This window comes from Sphingomonas sp. IC081 (genome assembly GCF_006874585.1).
Taxonomy (GTDB): Bacteria; Pseudomonadota; Alphaproteobacteria; order Sphingomonadales; family Sphingomonadaceae; genus Novosphingobium.
The window spans coordinates 1,167,948-1,187,445 of sequence record NZ_CP029761.1; the positions used below are offsets into that span (position 1 = coordinate 1,167,948).

The window sequence follows — 19,498 nt, forward strand, 5'->3', positions numbered from 1 at the left end:
TCGGGCGATCAGGCGATCGCGCCCTTGGCCTTGAGGTCCTCGATGCGGTCCCAGTCCACGCCCATTTCCATGAGCACGATCTCGGTGTGCTCCGAGGCCTGCGGCGAACGCGTGGTTTCCAGGGCCTCGCCGTTGAACTGCACCGGACCGCGCACCAGCTTGAGCGGCGCGCCGCCATCGGCGGCCTCGACCTCGACCACGGTGTCGTTGGCGATGGCCTGCTCGTCCTCGGCCAGTTCGAGCAGGGTGAGGATCGGCGCCCACTGGCCTTTCATGGTCTTGAGGTGTTCGCGCCAGTAGGCGAAGGGCTTTTCGGCAAAGGCCTCGACCAGGATGGCGCTGGCGGCCTCGGCGTTCTCGATCAGGCTGAGGACGTCGGCAAAGCGCGGATCGTCGGCGGCCTCGGGGCGTCCGACATGCTCGAACGTGTCGCGGATCAGGCCGGTCGGGCTTACCATGCAGAAGTTGATGGTGCGCTTGTCGGCCGTCCAGAAGTTGCCCATGAACGGGTTCTTGGCGCTGCCGCCCGAGGTCGGCATGGCGTTGCGCGAGACAACGCCGGTTTCCAGCACTTGCGCGATGTTCGCGCCAGAGGCCCAGGCGGCCGTGCTCATCAGCGAGACGTCGAGTTCGGTGGCCTCGCCGGTCTTCTCGCGGTGGAAGAGGGCTGCGGAAATACCGCCGGCGATGAACATGCCGCCGATGGAATCGCCGAATGCGGGCATGCCCTGCGACAGCGGCCCGGGCAGTTCCGGCGGGGTCATGCAGTCGGCAATGCCGCTGCGCGACCAGAATGCGGTGCCGTCGAACCCGCCCTTTTCCCGCTCGGGTCCCTTGTCGCCCCAGGCGCTGCCGCGCGCATAGATGATCTGCGGGTTGGCGGCGCGGATGTGCTTGACGTCGAAGCGGTTCTTCTGGCGGACCTGCGGCAGGTAGTTGGTGAGGAACACGTCGCACTGCCGGGCCAGTTCGTAGAGCAGTTCCTGGCCTTCCGTGGTGGACAGGTCGATGCCGACGCTGCGCTTGCCGCGGTTGGGGTGTTCGAACAAGGTGTGACGCAGCGGGTCGAGCTTGACCCCGCCCATGTTGAGGAAGCCGCGCTGGGTGTCGCCGCGCACGGGGTGTTCGATCTTGATGACGTCCGCGCCCCAGTCGGCCAGGATCGCACCGGCCGCGGGGGTGAACGTGAACTGCGCCACTTCGAGGACGCGCACGCCCTGCATGACCTTTGTCGGCATCAGACAGTCCCTGTTTCTTGTCTTCTCGGTTCCGGCGCGAACCGGCGCTTTTGAGCCGCTCGCACCGCTTGCCATCGATGTGCGCGCAAAGGTCACCGGGAGCAACACCACCGCCATCGCGGCGACGATCATCGGCCGGATTCGCCGGTGCGATCTGTTGCATGTTGCACTGCGGCAGATGGGCGAACCCATGAAACGGCGCGGGAGCGATGGTTGCGAAAAATGTTTTAGCGGTTGCGGCAATCGCAATTGACACCTAGGCAGGCAATTACTAACCTAGGTGAGTAAATAGCGGGGATGGACCCGCTCCAAGCACTCGGAGAGTTACCCATGAAGAAGTTCGTTGCCCTTGCCGCCGTCGCTTCGCTTGCCTCGTTCGCTGTCGTTCCGGCTGCCTTCGCCGAAACCACCCAGTCGGTTCGCGCCGTCACCGAGGAAGCGGCCGCTCCGGTCGACCTGAGCGCCGGCAAGATGCTCTATGCCGCCAACGGCACCCGCATCGCCCCGATCTACCGCGTTGCCGCCGACGGCAACCCGCAGGTGATCCTCAACGGCCGCCTCATCACCGTTCCGGCCAACAGCCTGACCGATGCGCAGGGCAAGATCACCACTTCGCTGACCAAGAAGGACCTCGCCTCGGCGAAGTGATACCAGCCGGCGTTGACCTTGACTCATCGCAGGTCGGTCAAGCCCGCGCGGCGCCCGAGCGTTCCAGGCTGCTGATGCGTCAGCATCACCGCAGCCTGGAACAAGCCTTCGGTCCGTTCGGGACACAGAAAAGGGCGGCACCGCGGTGCCGCCCTTTTCTGTGCGTCCAAGCAGGAGGGAAGGAGGGGAGGAGGAAAGGCCTCAGCCGCGGCTGACGTTGTCGTAGATGCGGTTGAGATAGTCCCGCATCTGTTCGACTTCCGCGTCCGAAAAGCCGGCGAACATCCGGCCCTCGGCTTCGGCGGCGATCAACCCGAGCTTTTCGAGCAGCGGATGCGCGGCATCGGTGACGTAGACCGAACGCGCGCGGCGGTCGTCCCGGCGGTCGCGCCGTTCGAGCAGGCCGTCGGCGCAGAGGCGGTCGATCAGGCGGCCGGCGGAGGCCTCCGACATCTCCAGATATTCGGCGACGGTGCGCTGGGTCGATCCGGGATAGCGCGCAACCACCGCGATCATCGCCCATTGCGAGCGGGTGACGTTGAGTTCGGTGACGAGCCGGTCGAAATTGTTGCGCTGCAGGCGGGCGATCACCGTCAAGCGCAGGCTCACCTGGCGGCGCGGGCTCTCGGTCTTGTCGTTGAGGACATTGCCCAGTTTGCCCGTCAGTTTGTCTTCCGCCTCGGTTGCCACATGTATCTCCTTGTAATGACTTAAATTCGCTCGATGATCACGGCAGGGGCCATACCGCCCGCCGCGCACATCGTCACCAGTCCATAACGCCCGCCGCTGCGTTCCAGTTCGTCGAGCGCGGTGCCGATCAGGATCGCCCCGGTCGCGCCGATCGGGTGGCCCAGCGCGATCGAGCCGCCATTGGGGTTCACCTTGGCGCGGTCGAGATCGAGATCGCGGATGAGTTTCTCGACCACGACGGCAAACGCCTCGTTCACCTCCCAGACGTCGATCTGGTCCTTGGTAAGACCCGCCTTGGCGAGCACCTTCCTTGCCGCCGGGACCGGGCCGTTGAGCATCAGGGTCGGGCAGTCGCCGGTCTCGGCCATGGCGACGATGCGCGCGCGCGGCTTGAGGCCATGCTTCTCGGCATAGTCCTTCGAGGCGAGCAGGATCGCCGAGGCGCCGTCGACCACGCCCGAGGAAATGCCGACGTGGTGGACCGGCTTGACGTCGAGGTCCGGGTAGACCTGGTGGACGAGTTCCAGATAGGTCTTGCCGCCGGGGGCGGAGGGCATGGCGTAGAACATCTCGAACGCGGGCTTGAGCTGGGCGAGGCTTTCGGCGGTGGTGTCGGGGCGGGGATATTCCTCGTGGTCGAGGATCACGTTGCCGTCATCGTCCTTCACCGCGATGGTGGACCGCGCGAAGCGGCCCTCGGCGATGGCAAGGGCGGCGCGGCGCTGGCTTTCGGCGCCGAGCGCTTCCAGTTCCGCGCGGCTGATGCCCTCCATTGCCGCGATTGCATCGGCGGCAACGCCCTGGTTGGTCTGCGGGTGCTTGGCCTGGAGGCGGGGATTGCCCGCGCCCATGCCGGCGCTGCCGAGCCCGGCCTCGCGCATCTTCATGCCGTGGGCATTGGCGTAGGAGAGCATGTCCATGCCGCCCGCCACCATCAGGTCCGACATGCCCGACATGATCATCGCGGCGGCGAGGTTGGTGGCGGTGATGCTCGATCCGCAGAAGCGGTTGAGCGTGACGCCGCCTGCCTTGACGTCATACCCCGCATCGAGCGCGGCCATGCGGCCGATGTCGCCGCCTTGCAGGCCGATGGCTGCGGACACGCCCCAGATTACGTCGTCGACGTCGGCGGTGTCGAAGCCGTTGCGCTCCTTCAGGGCGGCCAGCACGGTGGCCGACAAATGCTCGGGGTGCATCTGCGAAAGGGCTCCCTTGCCCATCTTGCCGATGCTGCGCGGGGTGCGCACGGTGTCGATGATCCAGGCTTCGCTCACGGTCGGATCTCCTCAATGTCCCGGGCAGGCGCGCGATCTGTCGAGGCGCCTTTTGCCGAGGTCATGCTGGCAGGTCCGGGGAATTGCAATTGGAGGGGGGTGTCCTATCGCAGCGGCGATTGCTTTCAGATGAAAGCATATCGGATTTCGTGCCTGCCGCGTCAACCTCTCCGGCCAGGCGATGGATCGCGCGGGCGCAGTGGCTGTGCTTGACGCTGACCGCGCCGCGGACACAGTCAGGAGCCAAGGGGCAGGACGAAGGGAAAGAGCGTGTCGGACAACAGCGCGCCGAACGGGGAAGAGGGCGCTTCATCGCCGGAGAACGGTTCGCCGGGCGGTGCCTTCGCCCCCTTGCGCGAGCGAACCTTCCGCCGGATCTGGACGGCCAGCCTGTTCTCCAATTTCGGCCAGCTTTTCCTGGGTGTCGGGGCGGCCTGGGAAATGACCAGGCTCACCAGTTCGGCCGAAATGGTGGCGCTGGTGCAGAGCGCGATGATGCTGCCGCTGGTGGTGGTCACGCTCCCGGCAGGCGCCATTGCCGACATGTTCGACCGCCGCCGCATCGCCATGAGCGGGCTTGCCTTCAGCGCGGTCTGCGCCGCGATGCTGGCGGCGATCGCTTTCCTCGATCTGGTGACGGGCACGATGCTGCTGCTGTTCTGTGCGCTGATCGGTGCCGGCGTGGCGCTCTATTCGCCGTCGTGGCAGGCCTCGATCCCGGAGCAGGTCTCGCGCGGGCACTTGCCGGCCGCGGTGGCGCTGGGGACGATCAGCTACAATGTCGCGCGCAGTTTCGGCCCGGCGCTGGGCGGATTGATCGTGGTTGCCTATGGCGCGCGCGCGGTTTTCGGGATGACCGCGTTGCTCTATCTGCCGCTGTTCTTCGCGTTTTTCCTCTGGCAGCGACGGCACGTGCCATCGCGCCTGCCGCCCGAGCGCATGGACCGCGCGATGCTGGGCGGGGCGCGTTACGCGCTGCACGCCCCGGCGATCCGGACCGCGCTGCTGCGGGTCTTCGCGTTCGGCCTGTCGACCGCGACCGCTTCGGCGCTGGCGCCGCTGATCGCGCGCGACATGCTGCGCGGCGATGCGGCGACCTATGGCCTGCTGCTTGGCGCGCAGGGGGTGGGGGCGGTGACGGGGGCGCTGTTCGTCAGCCGCATTCGCGAGATGATCTCCACCGAATGGGCGGTGCGCCTGTTCGCCATCGGCACCGGCGCGGCGCTTGCCGTCATCGGCTTCAGCCACGAGGCCATGCTGACGTGCGCGGCTTTTCTGGTGGTCGGCGCCTGCAACATCCTGACCATCGCGATGATCAACGTGACCGTGCAGCTTTCCGCCCCGCGCTGGGTGACGGCGCGGGCGCTGTCGCTGTTTTCCTCGGCGATCACGGCCGGGATCGGCATCGGCGCATGGGTCTGGGGGCAGGTCGCGCAGCAGACCGGGGTGGGCCATGCCTTGCTGGTGTCCGGCATGGCGGTCGGCGCGACGGCCCTGCTCGGTCTTGTCCTGCCGATTGCGCGCGAGGGGGCGAGCGGAACTTCGGAAATTCCGCTGGGCAATGAGCCCGAGGTCGGCATGGCGCTGACCTTGCGGTCCGGTCCGGTGGTGATCGAGGTCGACTACGACGTCGATCCCGCCCACGCGCGGGACTTCTATGCGGCGATGATGAAGATGCAGTCGATGCGCAAGCGCAACGGCGGTTTCGCCTGGTCCATCGCCCGCGACATCGCCGATCCCGCGCTCTGGACCGAGCGGTATCATTGCCCCACCTGGGGCGATTACCTGCGGCTGCGCGATCGCTTCACCGAGGCCGATCTGGCGGTGCAGGCCGCCGCCGATGCCTTCCACCGGCGGGGGGAGGGAAGCCGGGTGCGGCGCCAGCTGGAACGGCCGTTCGGATCGGTGCGCTGGAAGGCGGAATCCTACGATCCCCGGCAGGAAACGACGGGCTGGATCGCGCCCTGAGCGTTCCCATCCGGGGATTGTCGCAGCCGTGAGGGGCAGGCGAAATGACGCAAGGACCGGGAGAGAAGCGAATGCAGGACAGGATCTGGCGCGTGGTGCAATGGGCCACGGGCAACATTGGCAGCCGCGCGCTGCGCACGGTGATCGAGCATCCGCGCATGGAGCTGGTGGGCCTGTGGGTCTCCTCGCCCGGCAAGATCGGCAAGGATGCCGGCGCGCTTTGCGGGCTGCCGGCAACCGGGGTGACGGCGACCGGTTCGCTGGAGGACATCGTCAGGCTCGATGCCGACTGCGTGCTCTACATGCGGCAGGGCACCGACTGGGACGAGCTTTGCGCGCTGCTGGAATCGGGCAAGAACGTTGTCACCACGCGCGGTGACTTCCACAATCCGCGGCTGATGGACAAGGACCTGCGCGCCCGCATCGAGGCGGCCTGCGCCAGGGGCGGCGTCTCGATCTATTCCACCGGATCGAGCCCGGGCTTCGTCACCGAGGCGCTGGCCATTCCCTTGCTCTCGCTGGAGCGCCGCCACGGCGTGCTGACCATCGACGAAGATGCCGACGTCTCCAGTCGCGATTCGCCCGAGATGCTGTTCCAGGTCATGGGCTTCGGGGCCGAAATGGCGCCGTTCGACCAGCGCCGGGCCGAGCATCTGAAAGGCGATTTCGGCAGCTCGCTCTCGCAGGTGGCCGATGCCATGGGGCTGGAGATCGATGCGGTGGAGGCGTTCGGCGAGCTCTCGGCCACGCGCAAGGACCTGACCATCGCCGCAGGGACCGTGCCGGCGGGGACGGTCGGGGCGATGCGCACGACGATCACCTGTCTGCACAAGGGCGAGCCGGTCATGCGGTTTCGCGCCAACTGGTACGTCACCACCGATATCGAGCAGGACTGGGATCTGCGGGAATCGGGCTGGCGGGTCACGACCGGCGGCGATGCGCCGGTGCGCATGGAGATCACCTTCCCGGTCGCGCCCGAGGACTATGCGGCCTTCACGCCGGGGCTCACCGCGCACCGCCCGGTCAATGCGATCCCGGCCGTCTGTGCCGCGCCGCCGGGGATCAGGACGACCGTGGACCTGCCACAGATCGTCCCGATCTTCGCCTGACTTACGGCTGGGCGGGTGCGGTCGCCTGATCGCCGCCGAGCACGCGGTAGAGCGTCACGCGGTTGCTGGCGACGGCGAGGCGCACCGCGATTTCCTGCTTGCGCGCGGTGTAGAGGCTGCGCTGCGCGTCGAGGTTGTCGAGCGAGCTGGAGATGCCCTGCTTGTAGCTGGCCTCGGTCAGCTTCGCAGTGTCGCTGGCGGCGTTCGAATAGGCGCTGGCGGCGCGCAGGCGCTCGTCCAGGGTGCCCTGATCGGCAAGGGCATCGGCCACTTCGCTGAACGCGGTCTGGATCGACTTCTCGTAAGTCGCCAGCGCCGCATCGCGCCTGGCTTTCGAGACGTCGACATTGGCCGCCTTGCCGCCGGCGTTGAAGATCGTCCAGCTGGCATCCGCGCCTGCCGTTGCCGAGAACGCGCCCTTGTCGAACAGCGAGGACAGCGCGCCGCTGGCAAAGCCGAGCAGGCCGGTGATCGAGATCGAGGGGAACAGCTGCGCCCGCGCCACGCCGATGTCGGCATTGGCGGCGCGCAGGGCGTATTCGGCTTCCACCACGTCCGGACGGCGGAGCAGGACTTGCGAGCTGGTGCCCGCGGGCAGGACGGCGAGCGAGGCGTTGACCTCGTCGATGCCGCCCGGCAGCAGGCTCTGGTCGAAATCGGCGCCGACCAGCAGGCGGATCGCGTTGATGTCCTGCGCCAGCGCGGTCTTCTGTGCGGCGAGGTCGCCCCTGGCGGTTTCGAGGACCTGTTCCGCTTGCCGAAGGTCCGTGCGCGGGGCGATGCCGCCCTTGAGGCGGGCACCGGTCAGCGTGACCGAGCGTTCGGCATTGGCCGCCGTTGCCTCGGCAATCTTCAGCAGATCGCTATCGGCACCGTAGTTGGCCCAGGCCTGCGCGAGATCGGCGACAAGGCCGAGGCGCACGGTGCGGGCATCGGCTTCGGTCGAGACGGCGGTATCGCGCTGGGCCTGCGTGGCGCTCGCGTACTTGCCGAAGAAATCCAGTTCGAAGCTGGAAATGCCGCCCTGCAGCGACAGCGCGGTGCTGTCGCCCGAACCGTTCACTTGCGTGCGGGTGCCCGATCCGGTCACGCCGAGCGCGGGGATCTGGTCGGCGCGGGTGACGCGCACTTGCGCCCGTGCCGCTGCCACATTGGCCGCCGCGACGCGCAAGTCGCGGTTGTTGAGGAGGGCCTGCTCGACCAGCTTCTGCAGGCGCGGGTCGCGGAAGATTTCCGAATAGGACACCAGCGGCAGGTTTGCCTCACTCTGCGCGAGATAGGCGTCACCCACCGGCCAGGAGGCCGGGGCGGGAAGCTCTGGCTGCACGTACTTGGGGGCCATCGAACAGGCGGCAAGCGCCAGCGCGGGCAGGGTGAGCGCCATGCGCTTCAGCATGCGGGCGCGGATCATGCGGCGTCTCCCTTGGCGGCGCGGCGATTGCGAAGATAGCGGTGGGCAACGGCCAGGCCTTCGCGGACACTGCGACGAACGATGACGAAGAACAGCGGGATAAAGAAGATCGCCAGCAGCGTTGCCGTCAGCATGCCGCCGACGACGGCGGTGCCGATGGCGATGCGGCTGTTGGCGCCGGCTCCGCTGGCGACGGCAAGCGGAAGCACGCCGAAGATGAAGGCGAAGCTGGTCATCAGGATCGGACGCAGGCGGATGCGCGCGGCTTCGAGCGCCGCCTCGATCACGCGCTTGCCCTGCTTTTCGGCCTGTTCGGCAAACTCGATCATCAGGATCGCGTTCTTGGCGGCAAGGCCCATCGTCGTCAGCAGGCCGATCTGCAGGTAGACGTCGTTCTCCAGTCCGCGCAGCGTCACCGCGAGGATCGCGCCCAGCAGGCCGAGCGGGATGATCAGGATCACCGCGATCGGGATCGACCAGCTCTCGTAGAGCGCGGCAAGGCAGAGGAACACCACCAGCAGCGACAGCGCGTAAAGGATCGGTCCCTGGCCCGAGGAGAGGCGCTCCTGATAGGACGAGCCGGACCAGGCCACGGCGGTGCCCGGGATCTGGCTGGCGAGGTCTTCCATGATCTGCATCGCCGTGCCCGAACTGACGCCCGAGGCGGGAGTGCCCGAGAATTCGTAGGCCTGCAGGCCGTTGAAGCGCGACGAGGTACTGGGCGCGGTCGACCAGCTGATCGACGAGAAGGCCGAGAACGGCGCCATCTGCCCGTCGGTGCCGCGCACGAACCAGCGCGACAGGTCTTCGGGGCGCGAGCGGAACTGCGCATCGCCCTGGACGTAGACACGCTTGACGCGGCCCTTGTCGAGGAAGTCGTTCACGTAAGTGCCGCCCCAGGCCGTCTGCAGCGTGGAGTTGGCGTTCGCGGCGGTCAGTCCGTAAGTGGTCAAGGCGCGCGTGTTCATCGCCACCTTGAGCGTGGATACGTCCGGAAGGTCGCTGAGGCGCACGTTGGTGAGGCGGCTGTCCTCGCCCGCCTTGGCCAGCAGTTCGTCACGGGCCTGCTGGAACTGCGCGCGGGTCATGCCGGAGCGGTTCTGCAGTTCCATGGTGAAGCCCGCGGACGAGCCGAGGCCGCGGATGGCGCCGGGTACGAGCGTGAAGACCTGGGCGTCGCGCAGCCCGCGGAACGCGCCGTTGGCGCGCTGGACGATGGCGGCCGCGGTGTTCTTCGCGCCGGGGCGCTCTTCCCAGTCGACCAGGGTGATGAAGGCGGAGCCGGTGTTCTGGCCCGATGCGCCCATGCCGCCGCCCGAGAGCGACAGCATCGTCGCGATATTGTGCTTCTCGTAAGTCTGGAAATAGGTCTCGATCTGCTTCTGCACTTCTTCCGTGCGGGTGCGCGGCGAGCCTGCCGGCAGGCGCCACTGCACCATGATCGTGCCCTGGTCCTCGTTCGGCAGGAAGCCGGTCGGCAGGCGCTGGAACAGCATGAAGGTGGCAACGCAGGCGATCGCGAAGAGGGCAAGCCAGCGCCACTTGTGCTGCACCACACGCTCGACGCGGCGGGCATAGGCATCGGTCATGCGCTCGAAGCCGGTATTGAACCCGGTGTGGAAGCGGTGCCAGAGGCGGCCCAGCCAGGGCAGGTGGCGGTCCACCCAGGTGGGTTCCTCTTCGCCCTGGGTCTTGGGCTTGAGCAGGGTGGCGGTCAGCGCCGGGCTCAGGATCAGGGCCACCAGCACCGAGAGCACCATGGCAACGACGATCGTCAGCGAGAACTGGCGGTAGATGACGCCGGTCGATCCGCCGAAGAAGGCCATCGGCAGGAACACCGCCGACAGCACCAGCGCGATGGCGACCAGCGCGACCTGGATTTCCTGCATCGACAGGATCGTCGCCTGCCGGGGCGTCATGCCCGGGTTTTCCTCAAGCAGTCGCTCGACGTTCTCGACCACGACGATGGCATCGTCGACCAGCAGGCCGATCGCCAGCACCAGGCCGAACAGCGTGAGCGTGTTGATCGAGAATCCGGCGACGTAGAACACCGCAAAGGTGCCCAGCAGCACGACCGGAACCGCGATCGCGGGGATCAGCGTGGCGCGCCAGCTTTGCAGGAACACGAACATCACGATCACGACCAGCACGATCGCCTCGAACAGCGACTTCTCGACTTCGGCCACCGAGAGCTTGATGAACGCGGTGGAATCGCTGCCGTAAGTGTAGTCGAGGCCGTCCGGCATGCCCTTGGCGAGATCGACCATGGCCGACTTGACCCGCTCCGCCGTCGCCAGCGCGTCGGCGCCGGGCGAGAGCGAGATCGAGATGCCGGCGCCGGGATGGCCGTTGATGCGCATGATGGTGCTGTAGTTCTCCGCGCCGATCTCGACACGGGCGACATCGCCGATGGTCACGCTGGAGCCGTCGGTGTTGGTCTTGAGCACGATGGCGCGGAACTGGTCGGCCGTCTGCAGGCGCGAACCGGCGGTGACGATGGCGTCGATCGACTGGTCCTGCGGCGCGGGAAGGCCGCCGATCTCGCCCGCGGCAACTTCGGTGTTCTGCGCGGTGATGGCCGAGGTCACGTCGCTGGGCATCAGCGAAACCGCCGCCAGCTTGTTGGGGTCGAGCCAGATGCGCATCGCGTGCGGGGCGCCGAACACGTTGACGTCGCCGACACCCTCGATACGCGAGAGCGGATCCTGGATGTTCGAGGTCAGGTAGTCGGAAACGTCCTGGTTGGAACGGCCGTTGCTCTTGTCGTAGACGCCGACCATCAAGAGCTGGTCGGGGTTCGACTTGGTAACCGTCACGCCCTGGTTTTGCACTGCCTGCGGCAGGCGCGAGAGCGCGGACTGGACCTTGTTCTGGACCTGGACCTGGGCGATGTCGGGATCGGTGCCCTTGGCGAAGACCGCGCTGATCGTGGCCTGTCCGCGGTTCGAGGACTGCGACGAGAAGTAGAGCAGGCCGTCGATGCCGGTCAGCTGCTGCTCGATCACCTGGGTGACGCTGTTCTCGATCGTTTCCGCCGAGGCGCCGTTGTAGGTCGCGCGGATGTTGACCTGGGCCGGGGCGATGTCGGGGTACTGCTCGTTGGGCAGGAAGGCGAGGGCGCCGAGCCCCGCCATCATCACGATGATGGCAAGGACCCATGCGAAGATCGGCCTGTCGATGAAGATGCGCGACATGGGAGGATCAGTGGCCCTTGGCTGCGCCGGGCTTGCCGGACTGGGGCTTCACTTCCTGCGGCGCGGTGGACAGCACGGCCTTGATCTCGGCGCCCTGCTTGAGGCCGTTGAGACCCTGGACGATCACCTTGTCGCCGCGCTGCAGGCCCGAGGTCACGACCGAGTTGGGCCCGTTCGTCCGGTTGGTCTCGATCTTGCGGCGGGCCGCCTTGCCGTCGGCGCCGACCACCATGACGTAAGCCGAGCCGTCGAAATCGCGCTGCACGGCGTTCTGCGGCACGAGGAAGGCATTGGGGTCGTTGGCCTGGTCGAACACCGCCGAGACGAACATGCCGGGAAGCAGCAGGCCGTCGGGGTTCGGGAACTCGGCGCGCAGGGTCACGGTGCCGGTGCCTTCGTCCACGGTCACTTCGGAGAAGCGCACGGTGCCGGGCAGCGCGTACTGGCTGCCGTCATCGAAGGTGAGGTGCACGGTGGTGCTGCCGGGGATGACGCCGCCGGCCGCCAGCTTGCGGCGCAGCGCGGTGATTTCGGCGGCGGACTGCTGCATGTCGACGTAGATCGGGTCCATGCGCTGGATCACCGCGAGCGGATCGGTCTGGCTGGCGCTGGCAAGCGCGCCGACGGTGATCAGCGAGCGACCGATGCGGCCGCTGATCGGCGCCGGCACGGTGGTGAAGCGCAAGTTGATCTTCGCGGTGTCGAGCGTGGCGGCGTTCTGCGCGATCGAGGCATTGGCCGAGCGCGCGGTTGCCAGTGCATCGGCGTAGTCCTGCTTGGCGACGGCCTCCATGTCGGCCAGCGGCTTGTAGCGCTGGGCCTTGGCGCCGGCCGCCTCGGCCGTGGCGCGGGCACTGGCGAGATCGGCCGATGCCTGGTTCACCGCGGCGCGGTAGAGGCTGGGGTCGATCTGGTAGAGCGGCTGCCCTGCCTTCACGAGGGTGCCCTCGGTGAAGAAGCGCTTGACGATCACGCCGGTGACCTGCGGGCGCACTTCGCTGGTCTCGTAGGCCACGGTGCGGCCGCTGAGCGTCACCGCGACGGGCACGGTCGAGGGCTGGGCGACGATGTAGCCGACTTGCGTGGGCGGGCGCTTGTCATCCTTCTTTTCGCCCGAGCAACTGACCAGCAGCGAGGCGATGACCAGCGACAGCGCGGTCCGGCGGAAGGGAAGGGCGGAAAGAGGGGCTGGAATCGTCAAAGGCATGGTCGATTTCAAGTTGCGCACCCGATCACGGAAAAGTGCGCGAGCTATCGAGGCAATCGGCGACGACCGCAAGCCGGCATTTCGCAAGTGCGACAATTTGTGACCGAATGCCGTTTTATGCAATTGCATCGCCGCCGTCGCGGATTTTTGCTCTAAAACGGGGAGGTGACGGGCCATGTCAAAACGTTGCTGCCCTTGCGCGGGCCATTGACGCGCGTGCATGCGGGTGAGAGCCCGAGGCAAGGCGCTGCCCCCGCGCAGGCGGAACGATGGAGCATGGCGCCGCCGAGAAGAGAGGTGAGAGTGCCGCATTTCCGTTCGCCCCGCCTGGCCGTGCAGGCCGCGTCGTTGCTGCTCCTGCTCGGGCTGGTGCAGCTGGGGGGCAGCATCGCCTTCTATCAGGCCATCGACCGCCAGACGCTGCGCGAGGATCACGCGCGGCGCATCGCCGAATTGCTGGTGGTGAGCGACCGGCTGCACCGTCTCGATGCCCGGCGAACGGCCGAAGTGATGTCGACGCGGCATCTCGATGCGCGGGTCGATGCCGCGCCTGCGGTGCCCCGCATGGGGCAGGGGCGGACGCTGCAGCTGATTGCGGGGCAGGTCGTGCACTGGGAGCCGGGGCTGGCGACGCGGCCGCTGCATCTTGCCTTCGCGGACAAGCGCGGAGGCGGGCGCGATCTGGTGGGCTCGATTCGCCTTGCCGACGGGCAGTGGCTGAACTTCCGTTCGCGTGATTTCGGGGCGATGTGGCCGATCGCCCTGAGGGCGACGATCCTGACCTTCTTCACCGCGCTGGCCTGTCTTGCGGTGGGTCTGCTCTTGCTGCGCCTGCTGACGCGGCCGCTCAGGCGCCTGGCGCTGGCCGCCGATGCCATCGGGCATGGCCAGCGCGTGGAGATCGACGAGCGCGGTCCCGAGGACCTGCAGAACCTCGCCCATGCCATGAACGTGATGCAGGAGCGCATCGCCCGGCTGCTCGAGGATCAGGCGCGCTCGTTCGAGGCGATCAGCCATGACTTGCGCACGCCGCTGGCGCGCCAGCGGGTTGCGGTGGATCTTATCGACGACCGCGAGATCTCCGAGATCGTGGCGGGCAGCATCGATGAGATGGAGGGGTTGCTGGCCTCGCTTCAGGGCTATCTGCGTGCCCAGCATCTGGCCAGCGAGGCCGAGGCGGTCGATCTCGCGGCGCTGACCGGCGCGCTCGCGGCGCCTTATGCGGGGCGGGTCCATGTGCTGGGGCCGGAGACGGCCATTGCAACCACTTATGCGGAGCCGGTTCGCCTGGCGCTGGCGGCGCTGGTGGAGAATGCCGTGCGTTATGGCGGCGAGGCGGATGTGCGGATCGGCCGGATGTCCGGCGCATGGGAGATCGAGGTCGAGGATTCCGGCCCCGGCATTCCCGCGGCGCACTTCGAGGACGTGCTGACGCCGTTCTTCCGTCTCGACGAGGCGCGCAGCCGCGATACGCCGGGATTCGGCCTGGGCATTCCCACCGCGCACCGCTTGATGATGCGGTTTGGCGGCAAGCTGTCCTTCGTGGAGCGGGCGGAAGGCGGCCTGAGGGCGACCCTGACCATACCCGAGGCTTGAAAGGGCGCTGCGAAATTTCAGGGAGCGGAAAAGGAAAAGGCACCACTTCCTGCTGAGGAAGTGGTGCCCGGGGACGGGATCGAACCGCCGACACCATGATTTTCAGTCATGTGCTCTACCAACTGAGCTACCCGGGCATCCCTGGTCCGGTGCGGTGCCGAAGCTTCCGTACCGTGTCGGTGGCGGGCCTATGGCGAAGGCAGCGGGCCTTGGCAACCTTAAAATGACATCGGGTCTCAATCGTCCTGTGGAAAAATATTCGGCCGCGACAGTTCCGGCAGATCCGGGTCGGCGGGCTGGCCGGGCAGGGCATAGCCGTCGTCGAGCCATTTCAGGAGGTCGCGGTCGCGGCAGCCCTTGGAGCAGAACGGAGTGTGCTCTTCGCTGCGCGGATTGCCGCAGATCGGGCACTTGCGGGTCTTGGTGGTCATGACGTGATCGCCTGCGCGAATCCGCCGGTGAGCGCAAGCGCGGCGTCCTCGTGCCATTGCAGCGCGCGGCCGGTGCGGCGGGCGAGTTCGGCCTCCCACTGCGGCAGGACTTTTGCCCGCACACGCGGATGGGCGGTGAGCAGGAGCGTGCCCGGCTGCGTGACGCGCTCGGCCTGGCGCAGCAGCAGGCGGGCGCAGGCGCCGGCGGGATCGTGGTGCAGGCGGTGGAGAATCGAGGGGCGTTCCAGCCGGGCGATGATCTGCACGAAGCCGAAGCCGTTCATTGCCGTGGACTGGTGCGGCCAGTGGTCGAGCGCCTCGGCCAGCGCCTGGTCAACGGCCTTGCGCTCGTCCTTGCGCTCCAGCGTCGGGAAATCGATGCCGATCGATCCGCCAAGGTCGAACTGTTCCAGCGCGCGGGCGATTGCCGGCACTGCCGCGCGGGCAAGCGCGGCAGGGGGCAGGGTGCCGTCGATGTCGATGAGCGTCATCGCCGGGGTCGGGATGACCAGCAGTGCGCCGCCGTCGAACAGGACTTCGCCCGAGAAGGCCTCGGCGAAGAGTTCGGGCCAGGGATCTTCGGCAAAGGCGCGCAGACGGCGTACCGCCATGCCGCCTGCGCGCAGCGATTCGCCGAGCGAGGGGGCCGGGCGCGGGTCCAGTTCGCTGGGCCGCGCCTGGGCGCGCTTGAGACGGCCGGTCTCGGCCATCGCGGAGCGGGTGACGATCAGCCGGATCGGTGCGCCTTCACTGGCATCGGCGGGCAGTCCGTCGACCAGGGCTTCCTCGCCCGAGGGGAAGCGGGCGGTGCCGCGCTTCGCCCCCTTGCTGCGGCTGATAAGCACGGCATCGGCCACTTCGCCGGACCTCAGGCCGGTGTGCCATTCCAGCCGGGCGGCCAGAACGGTGCCGTTATCGACGAGGACCGCGCGGGTCTCGCCGATCCCGTCCTCGACCAGCCATTCAGCCAATGGCGAAGCCGGCTGCCTTGAGCAGCGCGCGCGTTTCGAACAGGGGGAGGCCGACGACGCCGGAATGGCTGCCGGAAATCCAGGTGATCAGCCCTTCGGCGCTGCCCTGGATGGCATAACCGCCTGCCTTGCCGTGCCACTCGCCGCCGGCGATATAGGCCTCGACCTCATCCTTCGAGAGCGCCTTGAAGCAGACGATCGTTTCGGACAGCCGCTCGCGCAGGGTGCCGTCGGGGGATCTGAGGGCAATGGCGGAAAGCACGCGGTGACGGCGGCCCGAGAGCAGCGCGAGGCATTCGCGCGCGGTCTTCTCGTCCTCGGCCTTGGGCAGCACGCGGCGTCCGCAGGCCACAACCGTGTCGCCTGCCAGGATATGCATGTCGTCCGCAGTCACCGCGAGCGCCTTTTCGCGCGCCATGCGGCGGGCGTAGGCGCGCGGATGTTCGCGCGCGTCATGCGTCTCGTCGATGTCGGCGGCGACGACGGCGTGCGGTGTCACGCCAAGCCGTCCGATCAGTTCGCGGCGACGCGGGCTCGCCGAGGCAAGCAGCAGGCGCGGTCCGCCTGAAGCGTCGTTCACCGAAACGGGGCCAGCCGAAACGATAGCGTCCCCTTCAGGGGACGCGGCATCAGTACTGACCGGGGCCACCGCGACCAGGCATGAAGCGGTAGGTGATACGGCCCTTGGTAAGGTCGTAAGGGGTCAGTTCGACGAGGACCTCGTCACCGACGAGCACGCGGATGCGGTTCTTGCGCATCTTGCCGGCGGTGTGGCCCAGGATCTCGTGGCCATTTTCGAGCTCGACGCGGAACATCGCGTTGGGAAGCAGTTCGACCACACGGCCGCGCATTTCGAGAAGTTCTTCTTTCGCCATCGGCGATCAATATCCGTAAGCTAGCTTTGTCGTTGGGGCGCGACATAGCCACGACTCGCCGAAAATGGAAGCCTTGGCGAACATTCGGTTGAATTGACCGGATTTCACCTTCTGGCAGCGGCCTTGCGACAAAATGTTACCGCAGGTCGGCTTGCGGCCGTTTCGCACTCGCGGCATCTGCCCTGCGGGGGATAGCGACCCTGTCTTTTGGCGGAGATCCGAGTTGCGTAGTGTTCATACGATCGCCTTTGCGGCGGGCGTCAGCCTGTCGGCGATGGCTCCTGTCCTGGCCCATGCGCAGGACGGGCCGGTGGCAGCCACCGGCAGGCTGAGCACGGTGCATGACGATGCGGCGGAAGCGTCCGGCGGCGCCGGGAGCGCGCCGGCCAGTTCCGCAGCGCCGAAACCGGATCCGGAAGCGGAGCCGAATGCGCAAGGCACGGTGACGATCGTGCCCACCACGCGCGGCAAGGACATCGTCGTCACCGCGGCGCGGGTCGCGGGGCAGCTCGATGTGCCGCAGCAGCCGATCCAGACCTTCGACGAGGACGACATTGCCGCGTACGGCGTCAACTCGATCAGCGAACTGATCGATGCGATCTCGCCGCAGACCGGCAGCGGCCGCGGGCGGGGAAGCGGCGGGCCGGTGATGCTGGTCAACGGCCAGCGCATCACCAGCTTCCGCGAGATGCGCGACATTCCGCCCGAGGCGATCCGCCGCCTGGAAGTCCTGCCCGAGGAGGTCGCCCTGCGTTTCGGGTATGCCGCCAACCAGCGGGTGGTGAACATCATCCTCAAGAAGAAGTTCGACGCCGCGACCGCCGCCGGGGAATACAACCGCCCGACGCGCGGGGGCTATGACAATTACGAATTGCAGACCGGGCTGTTCAAGGTGGCCGGGCCGCGCCTTTACAATGTCACCGCAAAATATAGCGATACCTCGATGCTCACCGAGGACGAGCGGGGCGTCACGCAGGCCGAGGGCAGCGTTCCCACCGTCGCGGGGGATCCCAGCCCGGCGCACTATCGCAGCCTTGCGGCAGCCGATTCCGAATTCACGCTGAACGGCACCATGACACAGGGCATCGGCAAGGACGGGCTCGACGGTTCGTTCACCACCAACGGCACCTTCACGCATTCGGTCACCAACAGCTGGTCGGGGCTCGATACGGTCACGCTGGTGCAGGACGGCGATTCGGCGATCCGTGCCTTGCCCGATCCGCTGGCGACACGGGTGGAGACCAACCAGTTTCAGGCCGGGCTTGGCTATAGCCGCATGCTCGGCACCTGGAATTTCAACGTGACCAACGATGCCGGCTACACGATCACCCAGACCGATACCGACCGGCGCCGGGATACCTCGGGTCTGGTCGCGGCGGCGGCGGCGGGCGATCTGGCCATCGACGGGGCCCTGCCTTTCGTGCCCGGTGCCGGTGTGGACGAAGCGCGCAACCGCACGACGACATTGTCCTCGATGGCGACGCTTTCGGGCCGTCCGTTCGCGATGCCGGCGGGCGATGCCAACCTGACCTTCAAGGGCGGCTACGACTATACGCATAGCAATAGCGAGAACACGGCTTCCGATGTGGGCCGGATCGGCCTGACGCGCGGGGACCTCTCGGGCCTCGTCAATCTCGCGCTGCCGCTGACCAGCCGCAGCCGCGATACGCTGGGGGCGGTGGGCGACATCACGCTGAACCTCAGCGGCGGGCTCGATCACCTCTCGGACTTCGGCACGCTCTACAACTGGAGCGCGGGCGTGACCTGGGCGCCGACCGACAGGCTGAGCTTCCAGGCGAGCTATATCGTCGAGGAGGCGGCGCCCACGCTCACCCAGCTGGGCGCGCCGATCGTGCAGACCTACAACGTCTCGGTCTACGACTTCACCCAGAACCGCACGGCGCTGGTGACGGTGACGAGCGGCGGCAATCCCGATCTGGTCAAGGAAAAGCAGCGCGACATCAAGCTGGGCGCGACCTGGCAACTGCCGTTCCTGCAGCGCTCCAACCTGATGGTGGAGTACTTCCACAACCGATCGAACGACGTCTCCGAGGCCTTCCCGATGCTGACCCCGGCGGTGGAATCCGCCTTCGCGGGCCGGGTGACCCGTGATGCCGACGGCAACCTGATCGCGCTGGACCGCCGTGCGGTGACGTTCGATCAGGAAACCAGTTCGCGCATCCGCTGGGGGCTCAATCTCTCGGGCAGCATCGGCGCGCAAGGGCAGGGCGGTCCGGGCGGGCCTCCTTCGGGGGGACCGGGCGGTGCCGGTGCCGGAGCTCGTGGCCCCGGCGGTCCGGGCGGCTCCGGCGGGCCGCCGCCGATGATGGGCGGTGGTCGCGGGCCGCAGGGTACGCGCTGGAACCTGTCGATCTACCACACCTGGCGCTTTACCGACCGGGTGCGGATCGCCGAGGGTGTGCCCGAACTCGACCAGCTGAACGGCGAGGCGCTGACGGCGGGCGGCGTGCCGCGCCATGTCATCGAGGCCGAGGGTGGCCTGTTCTCCAACGGCTACGGTTTCCGCCTGAAGGCCGAGTGGGATGCGCCCAGCACGGTGGACGGCACCGGCGCGCCGGGCAGCACCGACTTGCGCTTCGGCAGCACGTTCGTGGCCAACCTGCGCATCTTCGCCGACCTCGGCCGCAAGGAAGAGCTGGTGAAGAAAGTGCCGTTCCTCAAGGGCATGCGCGTGTCGTTCGTGGCCGACAACCTGCTCGATTCGCGCCAGAAGGTCACCGACGACAATGGCCTGACGCCGATCGCCTACCAGCGCGCCTATCGCAGCCCGCAAGGCCGCGTGATCGGCATCGACGTGCGCAAGATGTTCTGAGTACTTGTCTGAAAATCCGCCATGGGCGGATTTTGCGGCACCGGCCCGCTCCC

General features: G+C 67.4%; 16 protein-coding genes and 1 tRNA gene. 6 read left to right on the plus strand and 11 right to left on the minus strand.

Features of this window, described 5'->3' with window-relative positions:
• Positions 1–8: 8 nt before the first annotated feature.
• Positions 9–1,238, minus strand: a complete 1,230-nt coding sequence (locus DM450_RS05600; RefSeq protein WP_260610226.1) for a CaiB/BaiF CoA-transferase family protein — start codon at positions 1,236–1,238, stop codon at positions 9–11.
• Between DM450_RS05600 and DM450_RS05605 the strand changes: the two genes are divergently transcribed.
• Complete coding sequence (locus DM450_RS05605) at positions 1,222–1,491, plus strand: hypothetical protein (protein ID WP_142633151.1); 270 nt, start codon at positions 1,222–1,224, stop codon at positions 1,489–1,491. The two genes, DM450_RS05600 and DM450_RS05605, sit on opposite strands and share 17 nt — an antisense overlap.
• Positions 1,492–1,568: 77 nt before the next feature.
• Positions 1,569–1,886: a hypothetical protein gene (locus DM450_RS05610; RefSeq protein ID WP_142633153.1), complete on the plus strand. Its 318-nt coding sequence runs from the start codon at positions 1,569–1,571 to the stop codon at positions 1,884–1,886.
• 201 nt (positions 1,887–2,087) lie between these two features.
• Here DM450_RS05610 and DM450_RS05615 read toward each other — a convergent pair whose 3' ends face one another.
• Both DM450_RS05615 and DM450_RS05620 read right to left on the minus strand, forming a co-directional pair.
• Positions 2,088–2,576: a MarR family winged helix-turn-helix transcriptional regulator gene (locus tag DM450_RS05615; RefSeq protein WP_142633155.1), complete on the minus strand. Its 489-nt coding sequence runs from the start codon at positions 2,574–2,576 to the stop codon at positions 2,088–2,090.
• Positions 2,577–2,596: 20 nt separating this feature from the next.
• Positions 2,597–3,850: an acetyl-CoA C-acetyltransferase gene (locus DM450_RS05620; protein ID WP_142633157.1), complete on the minus strand. Its 1,254-nt coding sequence runs from the start codon at positions 3,848–3,850 to the stop codon at positions 2,597–2,599.
• Positions 3,851–4,120: 270 nt separating this feature from the next.
• Between DM450_RS05620 and DM450_RS05625 the strand changes: the two genes are divergently transcribed.
• Complete coding sequence (locus DM450_RS05625) at positions 4,121–5,818, plus strand: MFS transporter (protein WP_142633159.1); 1,698 nt, start codon at positions 4,121–4,123, stop codon at positions 5,816–5,818.
• 71 nt (positions 5,819–5,889) lie between these two features.
• A complete protein-coding gene (locus DM450_RS05630) occupies positions 5,890–6,927 on the plus strand; it encodes a dihydrodipicolinate reductase (protein WP_142633161.1) in 1,038 nt (345 codons plus the stop codon).
• A gap of 1 nt (position 6,928) precedes the next feature.
• Here DM450_RS05630 and DM450_RS05635 read toward each other — a convergent pair whose 3' ends face one another.
• The 3 genes from DM450_RS05635 to DM450_RS05645 are packed head-to-tail and all read right to left on the minus strand — an operon-like array spanning position 6,929 to position 12,739.
• Positions 6,929–8,338 carry an efflux transporter outer membrane subunit gene (locus DM450_RS05635; RefSeq protein WP_260610227.1) on the minus strand — a complete coding sequence of 470 codons (1,410 nt, stop codon included), beginning with the start codon at positions 8,336–8,338 and terminating at the stop codon, positions 6,929–6,931.
• Positions 8,335–11,532, minus strand: coding sequence for a multidrug efflux RND transporter permease subunit (locus DM450_RS05640; RefSeq protein ID WP_142633163.1), 3,198 nt, complete (start codon positions 11,530–11,532; stop codon positions 8,335–8,337). Before DM450_RS05640 ends, DM450_RS05635 begins: the two co-directional genes overlap by 4 nt.
• A 7-nt stretch (positions 11,533–11,539) precedes the next feature.
• The gene (locus tag DM450_RS05645) at positions 11,540–12,739 is read right to left on the minus strand and encodes an efflux RND transporter periplasmic adaptor subunit (RefSeq protein WP_142633165.1); all 1,200 of its coding nucleotides are present in this window, start codon (positions 12,737–12,739) and stop codon (positions 11,540–11,542) included.
• 303 nt (positions 12,740–13,042) lie between these two features.
• Between DM450_RS05645 and DM450_RS05650 the strand changes: the two genes are divergently transcribed.
• A complete protein-coding gene (locus DM450_RS05650; protein ID WP_242526165.1) occupies positions 13,043–14,335 on the plus strand; it encodes a sensor histidine kinase in 1,293 nt (430 codons plus the stop codon).
• Between the two features lie 61 nt (positions 14,336–14,396).
• Here DM450_RS05650 and DM450_RS05655 read toward each other — a convergent pair.
• The 5 genes from DM450_RS05655 to infA all read right to left on the minus strand — a co-directional run bounded on the left by DM450_RS05655 (position 14,397) and on the right by infA (position 16,612).
• A tRNA-Phe gene (locus DM450_RS05655) sits at positions 14,397–14,472 on the minus strand.
• 99 nt (positions 14,473–14,571) lie between these two features.
• Positions 14,572–14,766: a DNA gyrase inhibitor YacG gene (locus DM450_RS05660; RefSeq protein ID WP_142633168.1), complete on the minus strand. Its 195-nt coding sequence runs from the start codon at positions 14,764–14,766 to the stop codon at positions 14,572–14,574.
• The gene (locus tag DM450_RS05665; RefSeq protein ID WP_142633170.1) at positions 14,763–15,737 is read right to left on the minus strand and encodes a ribonuclease E/G; all 975 of its coding nucleotides are present in this window, start codon (positions 15,735–15,737) and stop codon (positions 14,763–14,765) included. The genes DM450_RS05660 and DM450_RS05665 overlap by 4 nt, the downstream gene beginning before the upstream one ends.
• On the minus strand, positions 15,730–16,386 hold the full coding sequence (locus DM450_RS05670) for a Maf family protein (protein WP_142633172.1): 657 nt from the start codon (positions 16,384–16,386) through the stop codon (positions 15,730–15,732). Before DM450_RS05670 ends, DM450_RS05665 begins: the two co-directional genes overlap by 8 nt.
• The gene (gene infA, locus DM450_RS05675) at positions 16,367–16,612 is read right to left on the minus strand and encodes a translation initiation factor IF-1 (RefSeq protein ID WP_007014967.1); all 246 of its coding nucleotides are present in this window, start codon (positions 16,610–16,612) and stop codon (positions 16,367–16,369) included. Before infA ends, DM450_RS05670 begins: the two co-directional genes overlap by 20 nt.
• Before the next feature lie 223 nt (positions 16,613–16,835).
• Between infA and DM450_RS05680 the strand changes: the two genes are divergently transcribed.
• Positions 16,836–19,445 carry a TonB-dependent receptor gene (locus tag DM450_RS05680; RefSeq protein WP_185928720.1) on the plus strand — a complete coding sequence of 870 codons (2,610 nt, stop codon included), beginning with the start codon at positions 16,836–16,838 and terminating at the stop codon, positions 19,443–19,445.
• Positions 19,446–19,498 lie beyond the last annotated feature (53 nt).